General features: G+C 43.8%; 10 protein-coding genes and 1 riboswitch. Of the genes, 7 read left to right on the top strand and 3 right to left on the bottom strand.

Annotated features, from left to right (window positions below; genetic code table 11):
* Nucleotides 1-108 precede the first annotated feature (108 nt).
* Nucleotides 109-687, bottom strand: a complete 579-nt coding sequence (locus CVN76_RS32285; protein WP_442857545.1) for a methyl-accepting chemotaxis protein — start codon at nt 685-687, stop codon at nt 109-111.
* Nucleotides 688-1,704: 1,017 nt separating this feature from the next.
* Nucleotides 1,705-1,786, bottom strand: a riboswitch (cyclic di-GMP riboswitch).
* Between the two features lie 115 nt (nt 1,787-1,901).
* Nucleotides 1,902-2,141 (bottom strand): hypothetical protein, encoded by a 240-nt coding sequence (locus CVN76_RS03770; RefSeq protein ID WP_100530341.1) that lies wholly within the window; start codon nt 2,139-2,141, stop codon nt 1,902-1,904.
* 216 nt (nt 2,142-2,357) lie between these two features.
* Between CVN76_RS03770 and CVN76_RS03765 the strand changes: the two genes are divergently transcribed.
* From CVN76_RS03765 to CVN76_RS03755, 3 genes are read left to right on the top strand one after another with little or no spacing between them, the layout of a single operon-like run.
* A complete protein-coding gene (locus CVN76_RS03765; RefSeq protein ID WP_100530340.1) occupies nt 2,358-3,134 on the top strand; it encodes a transporter substrate-binding domain-containing protein in 777 nt (258 codons plus the stop codon).
* A 58-nt stretch (nt 3,135-3,192) separates the two neighbouring features.
* Entirely contained in the window at nt 3,193-3,837 is a 645-nt protein-coding gene (locus CVN76_RS03760) for an amino acid ABC transporter permease (RefSeq protein WP_061143611.1), read from the top strand.
* Nucleotides 3,834-4,568 (top strand): amino acid ABC transporter ATP-binding protein, encoded by a 735-nt coding sequence (locus CVN76_RS03755; RefSeq protein WP_061143610.1) that lies wholly within the window; start codon nt 3,834-3,836, stop codon nt 4,566-4,568. Before CVN76_RS03760 ends, CVN76_RS03755 begins: the two co-directional genes overlap by 4 nt.
* A 616-nt stretch (nt 4,569-5,184) precedes the next feature.
* Here CVN76_RS03755 and CVN76_RS03750 read toward each other — a convergent pair.
* Complete coding sequence (locus CVN76_RS03750; RefSeq protein ID WP_100530339.1) at nt 5,185-7,692, bottom strand: NEW3 domain-containing protein; 2,508 nt, start codon at nt 7,690-7,692, stop codon at nt 5,185-5,187.
* Between the two features lie 227 nt (nt 7,693-7,919).
* On the opposite strand from CVN76_RS03750, the gene CVN76_RS03745 reads away from it, so the two are divergent.
* Genes CVN76_RS03745 through CVN76_RS03730 form a run of 4 tightly spaced genes read left to right on the top strand, consistent with a single transcriptional unit; the run spans nt 7,920 to nt 13,040 of the window.
* Nucleotides 7,920-9,149 (top strand): ROK family transcriptional regulator, encoded by a 1,230-nt coding sequence (locus CVN76_RS03745; protein ID WP_232732093.1) that lies wholly within the window; start codon nt 7,920-7,922, stop codon nt 9,147-9,149.
* A complete protein-coding gene (locus tag CVN76_RS03740; protein ID WP_100530337.1) occupies nt 9,146-10,228 on the top strand; it encodes an extracellular solute-binding protein in 1,083 nt (360 codons plus the stop codon). The genes CVN76_RS03745 and CVN76_RS03740 overlap by 4 nt, the downstream gene beginning before the upstream one ends.
* Before the next feature lie 14 nt (nt 10,229-10,242).
* Nucleotides 10,243-11,355, top strand: coding sequence for an ABC transporter ATP-binding protein (locus tag CVN76_RS03735; RefSeq protein ID WP_100530336.1), 1,113 nt, complete (start codon nt 10,243-10,245; stop codon nt 11,353-11,355).
* On the top strand, nt 11,352-13,040 hold the full coding sequence (locus CVN76_RS03730; RefSeq protein ID WP_100530335.1) for an ABC transporter permease: 1,689 nt from the start codon (nt 11,352-11,354) through the stop codon (nt 13,038-13,040). Before CVN76_RS03735 ends, CVN76_RS03730 begins: the two co-directional genes overlap by 4 nt.
* Nucleotides 13,041-13,190: the final 150 nt, after the last annotated feature.

Raw genomic sequence — 13,190 nt, 5'->3', positions numbered from 1 at the left:
GTCATTTTTTTGATGGAAGAATGGAAGTGTAAGAGTATGTTGACGGGCAACTCCATTCAGCTGGAACATGACGAAAACCCGCATTATTTGAAATGCGGGTTACATCGTTTAAGATGGCGCTTTTTGGTTTAGATTGACAACCAACTCCGCCACTTGTTTTGCCTGACCCTCCAGATGAAGAGATTGCTTCATCAAAGATTCCATCAAGAAAGCTTGTTCACTTGTAGAAGTCGCAATCTGCTGGTTTGCGGCACGAGATTCCTGTGAATCATGCAGGATGGACCCAAATACTTCATGAACGTTCCTGTTCGTCTCTGTTAGTTGATATATGTTTGATTCATAGAGACGCAATAGCTGGTTCACATCTTCGTTGGATGAATAAATCGATCCGAATACCAGCTGGGATTCATCAGCGATTTTCGCTCCTTGTTCTACATCCATGATGGAATGTTCTACTTGTTTCTGGATCAATTCCGTTTCGTCTTGGATTTTACTGACCACACGGACAATTTCCTGGGCAGATAGATCTGACTGGTTAGCGAGATTCCTGACTTCTTCCGCAACGACTGCAAATCCCTTTCCTGCATCTCCCGCACGTGCTGCCTCTATGGAAGCATTAAGGGCTAAAAGATTAGTCTGATCGGAAATACGGTTAATCATGATGGTAAATTGCTCGATTTCTTGCATTCGCTGTTTAAATCGGTGAATCGTACCTGCCAAACCTGATACATGTTCAGTGACTAACTCGAATTGAATATGAAGCTTCTTCATCAGCTGCTGGCCGGTATCCACATGAGTGCTGGTGGAATTGGAGCTTTCGGCAACCTCATGCGTACGATTTTTAAGATCGAGGACCTGTTCTTCCATGCCCTTCAGCTTCAGCATATTGGATTCCGTCAGGTCCAAATTACGTTCCGTTTTTACAGACATGTCCTGGATATTGGCATTAATTTGAGCTGAGGCACTATTGGTTTCCTGACTCGTTCCTTTTATCTCCGATGAGACAAGCAGCATTTCTTGTGACATTATATCCAATGCCGTAAGCAGCTCCATTGTTTTTTGCTCGATTTTGCGGTTTTGCTCCGATAGGTTTCTTTTCATTGATTTTTTATGCAAAAGCAGGACGATCGTTGCCCCGCTAGTCAAAATTAGAAAGACTGCGTGTACCAGCAGAAGCGAAAAGGCATAATTGGATGTTCCGCAAAGCAGCTCCGGAAATAAGAAGTAACCTGCCAGATGTTGCAAGGCAAAAATCATCGTGCTCAACAGGACAAGCTGGATGGAATCGAAGAAAGCGATTAAAGCAATGACCATAAAAATTGAAAAATGATACTCAACCAAACCATTTCCCCCAGCTATCATGGATATCGAGGAAAATGTGAGGCAGAGCGTGATGGACCAAGGCAGCAACGGATGATTTCTATTTTTCTTATAGAAGATGGTTGCGATTAGGAAGAATAAGATAGGCAGCATAAACAATAGGACAAGCGAAAATTCCAGGTAAGAAGGAAGTTCTGCAATTCCCCTCATCATGAGATAGTCCTGTAAAAACCTCGTGTACCTGTGCAAGAAGTGAATGAAAATCCCCATTAAAACCGTTCCTGCACTAAACATCAACATTAAATAATTCCCTTTGAATTTATTCATGGTCAGACTCCTCAATCAGTTAATAATCCAGATAAAAAAAGCCAACTAAACATAACGTTTAATTAGCCGGTTGCGCTACTGACTCCAAACCATCCAAGCGCCCATATACGGATAGTTCTTCAAAGTCTCAGGATTTAGATAATAACTATATCGGTTCGGATTTAGAAATCTTGATGGTTTAAAAAATGGTAAAAAATAGAAGGCATCCAGGGATAATGATTCAATACCTTGTGAACCCGATTCCCCATTTTGTTTTATTTCGAATGCTTCTCATTCCCGTGTTTAAAGTTACCCGTAATTTTGGCGAGAAGCAATTGTACCTCCAATATGCTGTGTTCACAGTTTTTAATTTTTTTTATCAGCCGCTCGGCTTGTTTATCCTTTACGACCATGATTTGCTTCTGATTGAAATAAATGATTATGGTTGCTTTCTTTGTGAGGATATAAGTGAAGGGTTCTTCCAATAATTTATTTCTTTTATCTATTCCGCTCATTGAAATGGCTCCTTTTTATAACGTTTTTGCCTTATGTGCCACTTTTTGGTTTTTAATATTCCTATTTTTTAGAAGAGTTAAGAAAAACACAATAAATATTATTTGAAGAAAATAATATTTATTCTAAAAATTCATATTATAATACTTTATTCTTATGCTATATTATAGGGAGAATTATTTATTATCACGCATAATCAAAGAATTGGAGTGATTTCAATGAAGAAACTTGGTTTACTTAGTTTGTTTTTGATTTTGACTATCTTTATCTCGGCTTGTGGGAGCAATGATGGGAAAAATGCTGGTGACGAAAAGAAAAATGAAAAAGTATATAAAGTTGGCGTGGATACGACATATCCGCCGTTTGAATTCAAAGAAGGAAACGAATATAAAGGCATTGATATTGATTTAATCAATGCAATTGCGAAAGACCAGAATTTTAAAATCAAGTTATCTCCGATGGATTTCGGCGGGATCATTCCAGCGATGCAAGCAAACCAGCTTGATGTGGCCATTGCAGGCATGAGCATTACCGAAGATAGAAAAAAGGTTGTTGATTTCTCGACGCCATATTTCGATGCAGGCTTGACTGTCGTCGTTACGAAGGATAATAAGTCCACTAAATCGGTTGCTGACCTTAAGGGGAAGACGGTAGCGGTCAAAAAAGGGACAACTGGTGCCAAATATGCACAGGATAATGCTGGTAAATTAAAGATTAAAGTGGTTCAGTTCAATGACTCTCCAGCGATGTTCCAGGAAGTGTCGAATGGCAACGCCGATGCACTTATCGAAGATTATCCCGTTATCTCGTATGCCATTGCCCAAAAAGACCTTGGCTTGAAAACCGTAGGTGAGCGCTTGAATGGGGATCAGTATGGAATTGCTGTATTGAAAGGCGAAAACCAGGATCTATTGAAGAAAATAGATGCGGGTCTTGCCAATCTGAAAAAAGACGGCAAGTATGATGAAATCATTAAAACGTATCTTGGTGAATAGATTAAAGGCTCAATAAGCGCGCCTGAGGCGCGCTTTCTTTTTCGAAGGGGTGAAAGGAATGGATATAATTGTTGCGGCTTTGCCTATGTTAGTAAAAGGACTTCAGGTGACGCTTTACATCTTTGTGATTGCCATTATCCTAGGTTTTTTGATTGGTTTAGTAGTGGCCTTGCTGCGACTTGCCCCTATCAAGATCTTGAACTGGATTGCAAAGGTTTATGTGGATGCGATACGGGGGACGCCGTTCATCGTGCAGCTTTTCTTTATATATTTCGGGGTGAATTCACTGAATCTCATCTCATTGAACAGTACGACAGCGGGAATAATCACCGTTGCAATCAATGCAGGAGCATATTTTGCTGAAATAATAAGAGCGGGGATACAATCCATCGATAAAGGCCAAACGGAAGCGGCAAGGTCAATCGGGTTCACTGGAACCCAAACGATGCGCTATGTCGTGCTGCCTCAAGCCTTTAGGAGGATGCTTCCTACGATTACGAACCAATCGATCATTAGCTTAAAAGATACTTCCCTATTGTCCGTCATCGGGATTGCCGATTTAACCCAGCAAGGCCAGATTCAAGCTTCGGCAACGTTTGAGGCATTCAAGATTTGGTTGGTTGTCGGTGTGATTTATTTCATCATCATTTATGTGATAACCTTAATTGCCAATTTCATTGAAAGGAGGGTTCAAGTGCGATGAGCATTATTACCGTAAAAAACCTAAGAAAATCTTTTGGAGCTGTAGAGGTTTTAAAGGATATTAATGCAGAAGTGCAGGAAAAGGAAGTTATTTGTGTAATAGGCCCTTCTGGATCAGGGAAAAGTACGTTTTTGCGTTGCCTGAACCTTCTTGAGGAGGTTACTGGCGGTGAGGTGATCGTAAACGGACATAATATAACCGATCCCAAAAGGAAAATCAATATTAATAAAGTGAGGCAAGAGGTAGGGATGGTCTTCCAGCATTTCAATCTATTTCCCCACAAGACCGTGCTGGAAAACATCACATTGGGCCCGATTAAAATCCGCGCAACCGATAAAGCCGAGGCGGGCAGATTAGCACTTGAGCTATTGGATAAGGTGGGCCTGAGGGAAAAGGCGAATAGCTATCCAGGAGAACTTTCCGGCGGACAAAAGCAACGGGTTGCCATTGCAAGGGCACTGGCGATGAATCCAAAGATCATGCTTTTCGACGAGCCGACGTCTGCGCTTGATCCTGAAATGGTCGGAGATGTTTTAGAGGTAATGAAGCAGCTTGCCAAAGAGGGAATGACAATGGTCGTCGTCACGCATGAGATGGGCTTTGCCCGCGAAGTCGGTGACCGCGTCATTTTCATGGATGGCGGGTACATCGTTGAAGAAAATGAGCCGAGTGCATTATTCGGCAACCCACAGCATGAAAGAACCAAATCCTTCTTGAGTAAGGTGCTGTAAGCAGGACGCAAGGATGGACAAGAACCTTCGGATGGCCCGGCAAATAAGCTGGCCATGAAGGAAGTTGTGCATAAAGTGTGGACAAAGGAATGCGCGACACGAGGGGAACCTCGATCGCGCATCCGTTCCCCTTCACTTTGTGCATGACTTTTTTTAATTTAGGGAAAAGAAGCCTTTTGCAGGTGCGGGCAAAGGGTTAGATCATTAATATGGAAAGTGTCTATAGTTTGTCGTGGTGTACTTACCCCGTTTCATTGCACTGCAGGCACTCGCTTATTTTGACTATGGGTTCTCCTTCTAACGCGTATCCCAGCAAGACTCTCGCACACCCGCTCCTATCCACTTTGCGTGAAGACAAAGAGGGGCTAAGCCTAAATTCGCGAGTAAAGTCAACAAATTCGCGAGTAAAGCAAGAAATGGACGCCGTTTGTGCCTTCGTGGGTGAGCGGAACGAAAGGATTTATGTTCGCATTCGTACCATCTTTTGTCGCAGATGGGGCTTGCAATACAGCCAGCTTCTGCAAGCATGACTACGTGAATGATGCAGCTCTCTAGAACTACCATAATTCCAAATAACGAAAAAGAAACCTATACACCTGCATAGGTTTCTTTTTCGTTATTTGGATCCGTAACTGATCAGGTTCGTCATGATTCGGTATCCTCCTGGAACCTGGCCTTGAATTTGGCGGTAGAGGACAAGGTTGGTGTAGAGGTAGGTGCCTTTACCGTATTTGGCCATCAGGATTCCGCCATCGAATGGCGCTTCATTTGGATCGGCCATGGAGATGAATGTTTCGAATGAGGGGTCCCATTTCATTGGGAAGTACAATCCTCTTTCCTGCACCCAGTTTTCCCAGTCAGCCGCTGTTATTTTGTTTGGATAGTTGAAAAGCGGTGATTCTGGTTTCAGTACGTTTACCGCTGTCTTTTCATCCGTCACCCTCCACCGAATGGAAGGATTTCCGAGAGTAAGTGGATAGGGAGCAGTCGTCATGGCATCCCAGCCATCGCCCGGTTTGTGGTATTGAACGACGAGATGACCGCCGTTTTCCACATATTGAAGCAAGCGTGCGTTATTGGCCTTTAAATCTTCCCTGGATAAATAGGCACGTATGCCTGTGACGATCGTATCGTATTGGCTCAAATCAGCTTCAGCCAAATCAGCAGGAGTCAACTTTGTAATGGTAAACCCTGCATTGCTCAAATAATCTGCGACCTTATCAAATCCACTGTCGATGTAACCGACTTTTAACGATGCGGGCATTAAAAGCTCAAATGCAGCGGTGTCGATGGCTGCAGGATATTGGTAGTAAAACGTCCCGATATGATCATAGGAAATTTCCTGGATGGTCGATTTGAAGGTCTTACCGTGAACGGTGGCAGAGGCCTTGATCTGATAATCGCCATTTTGAATCGTTTTAGGCGGCGTGAGAGTGAATGTCACTTGCTTTTCTTCTAATTTTTCATTAAAGGATACAGTGGTTTTTTTAGGATGGACCTTCCAGTTATTTGGAATATTCAAAGCCACTTTTGCAGATGCTTTTCCTTCTGAATAATTTTTCAGTGATACGGTCACGGGGATTTCTTCCTTTACATCAGCTGTATTCACCACGATATCTTCTGGTGAAAGGGAAAGGGCGACGTCGGGAAGGACTGCAATCGTTCCATCCAATTCTTCCAGGATGGATGTTTTTGTGCTGCCATACTCATAAGTAATGTTGGCTGTAATGGTTGGTCCGTCATAAGCCCGGTAATAGGAGGCATCTTCGGGCACTTTAATTTGGTATGTGATCTTTGCCGCTTTATTCGGTGCAAGGCTGCCACTTTTGGATGTTGGTTTCGCCCTCCACCCTTTAGGCACGTTCACAGCAGCCGTCACTTTCTTTAATGTTTGCTTGCCATTATTTTTAAGTGTGATGGTCACCTTCGTTTTTTGTCCCCGAGTGAGGATCCTTGAATCTGCTGTAGCTTGAACATCCAATCCTGAAGAGACATAACTGACTGCTTGTAATTGCTCTTCTTTTAATGAAAGCTTATGGAGCAGGTCGTTCTTCAACGCAGTGCTTAACTTGGCTTTTTTAACTTGTGCCCTAATGTTCCGCAGATGGGTGAGGGCTGTCTGGGATTTAGTGAAAATTCGTTTCTCATTTGGATAGGCTGCAATGACAGCATCCAATTTTCGTTGGATATCGGTCAATTCTTCCTTCAATCTTGAAGCCGATGGCGGGAGTTCTCCAGCCCATTCCGTGAAATTGTAAGGTACACCAGCAAAAAGGTCCTTATTTTTCTTGATATCGACGGCGCTTTGCTTCAAATCCAGATGGATTTGGCGGGGTTCTGCAGGAATATCGGAACCCATGCCTTGGCTTTTATGGAGGTATCGGGATTGTTCCCCAAGCTGTGGATAAGTCATGCCATAGATGGGATCATATTTGCCTATTTCAATGGAAGTGGCGGCTTGATCTGCTGAGGAAACAGGTACATACAACTTTTTAACTTGCCATACCGATAGGCCCTGCTTCAATTGTTGCGGAAAAATGGCCGGATCTGCCGCGTCCTTAAAGGCACGCTCACTTAAAATGGTCATCGTGCGGTGATGTCCATGCTGGGTATCATCGTTTTGGAAGGATGGCATCAAGATATCGGGCTGGTATGTTCGGATAAAGCGGATGAGCCGTTCATACGTAAGCTGTTCTCCCCATTTTTCCAATGTCTCCTCAGGCGTTTTCGAGAAGCCGAAATCATAGATCGGGTCGGACGTCGTTTCACTTAGATGATAGGCCTTCACTCCAGTAATTTTGGCGGCCTCTATCATTTCCCTCGAACGGATGATTCCAAGCGCATTGTCCAGTTCATCGCCGATTTCGTTTTGTCCGCCTTCACCCCTGTTTGCAATCAGGCTCGAAGTCTTCACGCCCAATCCTCTTGATAGGTAAGCGAGAAAGTCACTGCGTTCATCATCTGGGTGGGCACCGCTGTTTAGGAATGTAACGGTTGTCTCTAGCGGCTTAACAGCATTCCATAACGCGACATTGGTTTTCACCGGCTTTGCTGAAACCCCATCGAACCGCAATGGCACGAGCACCAACATAAGGGAAAGCAAAGCTATCCATGCTTTTTCCATTTCTTATCAACCCCCTTCGATTTTTAAAAAGATGTAATGAAGCAAGAAAATGTAGGTTAGTATTCATTTCTAACTAACCTGAAAAAGAAGATATATAATGAATAACATTTATGGTTATATTTGTAAATGATTAGAAGTAACTATTATAATCGGGCGGTTTAATCGAAAGAAATTGCCGAAATGAATTAGTCATATTTACTAACTAACTAAGGTAAGGCCGTGATGTGATGAGTATGAAAAGAACACCTCGTCAACAAAGATATATCAATAAAAAAAGAATCATTCAATGCATCCGAGAATGTTCACCGATTTCAAGAGCAGAAATTGCCGGTAAGCTTCAACTTAGTAAGCCAACTGTTTCCATGGCGGTTGATGAGCTTATACAGGAGGAATGGATATATGAGAAGGGGATAGGCGAATCATCCTCCCAGGGAGGCAGGAGGCCCATTCAGCTCTTTTTCAATGAAAAGGCGGCATATATCATTGGCGCCGATATTGGCGGGACGAAGGTGAAAATCGTGTTATGTGATTTATCCGGCAACATCCTGGCTGAAATTGGCTTTTTAACAAGTACTTATCTACAAACGGGTCTACTTAAACAGATGGCGCATGAAACGGAACGATTGATTGCCAAGAACCAGATTGTCAGAGACAGGATTTTAGGGATGGGGGTTGGGATTCCTGGGATTACGCAAACGGCAAGTGGATTGGTAATCGAGGCACCGAGTTTAGGATGGGTGCAGTATCCGTTTATAGCGGAAGCGAAACGTTTTTTCGATTTTCCGATTCATATCGACAATGATGTGAATGCGGCGGCCCTCGGAGAACAGTGGCTCGGCAATGCACGTAATAAGCGGAATGTACTGTTCATTGCAGTTGGTACGGGGATTGGAAGCGGCATTATCTTGAATAATCAGTTATACAGGGGAGCTTCCAGCGCAGCTGGGGAAATCGGGTATATGGTAACGGACAAAGAGGATATGAAACGTGAGTTCAAGCCGGTTTTCCGAAGATACGGCTACTTGGAAAGCGTTGCAGGGGGGAAAGCGATTGGCGATCACTATACCGAGGCTGTACGAAACAATCCTCATCATTCCTTGTTCGGGCAGGCCCAGTCTTCACAGCTTTCAGGGGCAGATGCTTTTTCATCCGCAGCGAAAGGTGATGCGACAGCAATCGAAGTCATTCATCAAGCGCTCGAACATTTAGCTTGCGGCGTTGTCAATGCGGCCAGTTTGTTAAATCCCGAGGTGATCATTTTAGGAGGTGGCGTCTTGCATTCAGCTGCATATATTTTACCTAGAATACAGGAGATCATTGATCGCTATCTTCCAAGTTCAGTAGAAATCAAACCAGCCAGACTGGGAGAAAACGCAGGTGTATTAGGAGCGGTTTCCCTATTTTTGAGGGAGCATGATAGTGTCTTGAATTTACGTGATGAGGAGGATCATATATGAAATACAGCAAAAGATTGTATCTTTCCTTATGGGCCTTATCGACGGCCCTATTGATTTCCGGTTGTAACGGAGCAGATACGGAAACGAATGGCGAAGCTGGCGGTGCCAAGGGAGGATTGGAAGACAAAATTGTGGTGTACTCGCCGCATGGAAAGGATATTTTAGCAAAATATGAAAAGCAGTTCGAAGCTAAATATGGGATTGATGTCGAGTGGCTTGACATGGGGTCCCAGGAAATCCTCGACCGAGTTCGATCAGAGAAAAATAACCCGCAGGCAGACGTTTGGTGGGGAGCTCCTTCAACGAGTTTCAATCAAGCTAAGGCTGATGGGCTGCTAGCTGCATATAAGCCAACCTATTCAAATAGCCTTGATGAAGGATTCCACGATCCGGAATGGTTTTGGACGGGAACGAGCCAGACACCCGAAGTGATCATGTATAACAGCAACGAGCTTTCAAAGGATGAAGTTCCGCAAGATTGGGATGAATTGCTCGATCCGAAGTGGAAAGAAGAAATCATCATCCGCTATCCGTTAGCCTCAGGTACGATGAGGACCATCTTTTCTTCGATGATCTATCGTACGTATAAAGATGCGAAGGATCCAAAAGAAGGATATGACTGGTTAAAGAAGCTCGACCAAAACACAAAGGAATATTCAGCAAATCCGGAATTGATGTATAACAAGATAGCCAAAGGAGAGGGCTCCCTTTCCGTATGGGCCATGCCGGATGTCGTCATGCTGAAAGAAAATAAAAAGTATCCGTTCGAGTTCGTCATTCCGGAAAGCGGGACGCCGGTACTGACCGAAGGAATTGCCATCGTGGAAGGTGCCAAGCATCCGAAAGCGGCCGAAGCGTTTTATGAGTTCGTCAATTCGAAGGAAGCGGCAAAAAATCTTGCCGAAGAATTTTATCGGATCCCGACAAGAAGTGATGTACCGGATTTACCAGAATGGATTACGAGCACAAAAATCAAAGCGATGGATATTGATTGGGATGTTTTCCAAGAAAAAGGTGATGAGTGGATGAAATATTGGGACGAAAACATTAAAAGTGGGGATAAGGAAATTAAAGAATAAGGAAGTGTCGTTGGATGGCTTCAATAAAAATGGAAAATGTCCAAAAAGCCTTCGGAAAAACGATAGCTGTTGACCATTTAAACCTGGAGATTAAAGAAGGGGAATTCTTTACCTTTCTTGGACCGAGCGGCTGCGGTAAAACGACGACGCTTCGGATGATTGCCGGCTTTTATTATCCTACGAAAGGCACCGTCCGCTTTAGCGACAAAGATATGACGCGCGTACCGCCGGAAAAAAGAAATACAGGCATGGTATTTCAAAACTATGCTCTCTTTCCCCATATGACTGTTTTTGAAAATGTGGCATTTGGCCTGCGTGTTAGAAAAATCCCATCGTCGGAGTTAAAGACGAGAGTGCTTGATGCCCTCCAAAAAGTCAGGCTTGGGAGCTACCCAAACCGCCAAGTGAGCCAGTTAAGCGGCGGTCAGCAGCAGCGGGTGGCCCTTGCGAGAGCACTGGTGATCGAACCGGAAATATTGCTGCTTGATGAACCATTAAGTAATTTGGACGCCAAGCTTCGTGATGAAATGAGGGTGGAGATATTAAGGCTTCAGCGTGATTATAAAATCACCACCATTTATGTCACACATGATCAAGCTGAAGCATTATCGATGAGTGATCGAATTGCTGTGTTCAATTATGGTGTATGTCATCAAGTCGGTACGCCGTCCGAAATTTATAATCAGCCGGCCAATGATTTTGTGGCTGGTTTTATAGGTGAAAGTAACCTTTTACCCGTTCAAGTCAAAAGTGTGCAGCAAGAGAATGTAGTGGTCACGCTTAAAAACGTTGATCATCCGATTACGATTGATGTTCCCAATCACGCTGGAGAGGGAGAGTCCATTTTGCGGACGGATAAGGACCTTGCCGTTTCGATTCGTCCCGAAGCCATCCGAATTTTGGATGTGGCAGAAGAAGAAGTGAATAGCTTTAAAGGGAAAATCGATTCCGTCCAATTTTTTGGATCTGTGGTTACTATCACCGTGGCTATTCAAAACGTGTTACTTAGAGTGGATGTCTTGAATACTCATGAATTTGGACGCTTTTATCAAGGGATGGAAGTGCATGTTCAACTACCCCAGAATCGGCTTCGGCTCATTCCGATTATAAGCGGTGATGTTCCATGATTAAAAATCGCGATACGAGATTGACGGTTTGGCTGCTTATCCCAGTTGTATTGGTGCTCGCGGCATATGTTCTTTATCCTTCATTAAGGACTTTCATCGAAAGCCTGCAAAAAGACGGGGCAGCATCCCTGGGTAATTACCAAGACTTCTTCGTACAGGAATCGAAGACGAACCTGGAGGCGCTTTGGAATTCCGTTTATATCTCCGGTTTGAGTGTAGTTGTCAGTGCGATGATAGGCATTCCGCTCGCATTCATTTTTAATCGATTTGACTTTCCAGGCAGAAGCTTCTTTTCATCTGCAGCGATATTGCCGATCGTTTTGCCATCATTGGTCGGGGTCATGGCCTTCCTGTTTTTATATGGAGAATCGGGATTGATTCCGAATATCATCAAGGATCTGTTCGGCCTCGAGCAAGTGCCTTTCAAAATCGGCGGGCTCTCGGGAATCTTGATCGTCCATGCCTATACAATGTATGTCTATTTTTATATGACTGTCTCCGCTGCAATCCATAAAATCGATCCGTCATTGGAAGAAGCCGCTCATAACCTTGGAGCTGGTAAATTCAAGGTATTTTGGCAAGTGACCTTTCCGTTGTTGACGCCTGCCATCGTTGCCGCTTCTTTGCTTGTTTTCATGATTTCAATGGCCTCCTTCAGTGCCCCGTTTTTATTGGCTGGCGGGTACCGGGTTCTGAGCCTGCAAATCTATTTTTCGAAGATTAATGGTGATATGGAGATGGCTGCAACTCAATCTGTCATTCTAACCATCGTTTCAATTTCCTTCCTATTGTTCATGCGATGGTATCAGAATAGGAAGGACTACCGCATCGCCTCGAAAGGGATTGGGGCACATAGAAGTGAAGTGAAAAACCCGCTTATGAAGTGGGCGATGGTCATAACGGGCATCATCGGCGTGATCATCCTGCTTTTACCCCACTTCACGATTTTATTGCTTTCACTTGTACCGGATGGAACCTGGACATTTCAAACGTATCCATCCGTATTCAATATCGAAAATTACCGGCTATTATTCGAAGATCCCAATATCTTTAAGCCGCTCCAAAATAGCTTGCTGATGGCCGTTATTGCCACACTGGCAAATCTGATATTCGGTGTGATCACTTCGTATGTCCTTGTTAAACGGAAATTCGTCGGGAAAAGCATTATGGATATTTTGGTCATGATTCCCTGGGCCTTGCCGGCAACGGTCATCGGGATGAACCTGATATTCGCCTTTAATGAACCGAGCGTGTTTTCTTTTGGCCAAATATTGGTGGGGAGCTTCTGGATATTGCCGCTTGCCTATTTCATCCGGCATATCCCACTTGTTGTGCGTTCGACTAACGCCGTTTTGGAGCAGCTGGATGACTCGATCGAGGAAGCGGCCAGGAACCTGGGAGCGAAGTGGTTTTATACCTTCAGAAAGGTCATTTTGCCGATCATCATGCCTGGCGTGTTGGCAGGGACATTATTGGCATTCATCGAGTCAGTCGGGGAATTTCCAACGTCGGTGCTGTTATATACGATTTCCAATAGGCCGATATCCATTGAAATCATGAATCAGCTGCGGATGTTCAATATGGGGCAGGCCGCTGCCTATGGGATGATACAAATTACGCTTATTGTTATCGTGCTTTTCATTTCAAACAAGTTTTTTGGAATCAAGGCGGAAAAAGCTTTATAAATCGGAGGTTCAAAAATGGGTAAGCTTGATGAATTTATCAAAAATGAAGGCAGTGCTTTTCCTGGGAAAACATATGCGGAAGAGCTTCTGATACCTGTTTTTAATGATCAAAGAGATTACTTATTTCATGCAATGTTCGATATTCATCGG

It is taken from the genome of Bacillus sp. mrc49 (assembly GCF_002803435.1).
Note: the sequence above shows the minus strand (reverse complement) of the source record. Positions and strands in the feature narration are given on the sequence as shown.

Coding starts and splice junctions, on each gene's coding strand:
- CVN76_RS32285 (WP_442857545.1), bottom strand. CDS start 687: ATGCAAGAAATCGAGCAATTTACCATCATGATTAACCGTATTTCCGAT.
- CVN76_RS03770 (WP_100530341.1), bottom strand. CDS start 2,141: ATGAGCGGAATAGATAAAAGAAATAAATTATTGGAAGAACCCTTCACT.
- CVN76_RS03765 (WP_100530340.1), top strand. CDS start 2,358: ATGAAGAAACTTGGTTTACTTAGTTTGTTTTTGATTTTGACTATCTTT.
- CVN76_RS03760 (WP_061143611.1), top strand. CDS start 3,193: ATGGATATAATTGTTGCGGCTTTGCCTATGTTAGTAAAAGGACTTCAG.
- CVN76_RS03755 (WP_061143610.1), top strand. CDS start 3,834: ATGAGCATTATTACCGTAAAAAACCTAAGAAAATCTTTTGGAGCTGTA.
- CVN76_RS03750 (WP_100530339.1), bottom strand. CDS start 7,692: ATGGAAAAAGCATGGATAGCTTTGCTTTCCCTTATGTTGGTGCTCGTG.
- CVN76_RS03745 (WP_232732093.1), top strand. CDS start 7,920: ATGAGTATGAAAAGAACACCTCGTCAACAAAGATATATCAATAAAAAA.
- CVN76_RS03740 (WP_100530337.1), top strand. CDS start 9,146: ATGAAATACAGCAAAAGATTGTATCTTTCCTTATGGGCCTTATCGACG.
- CVN76_RS03735 (WP_100530336.1), top strand. CDS start 10,243: ATGGCTTCAATAAAAATGGAAAATGTCCAAAAAGCCTTCGGAAAAACG.
- CVN76_RS03730 (WP_100530335.1), top strand. CDS start 11,352: ATGATTAAAAATCGCGATACGAGATTGACGGTTTGGCTGCTTATCCCA.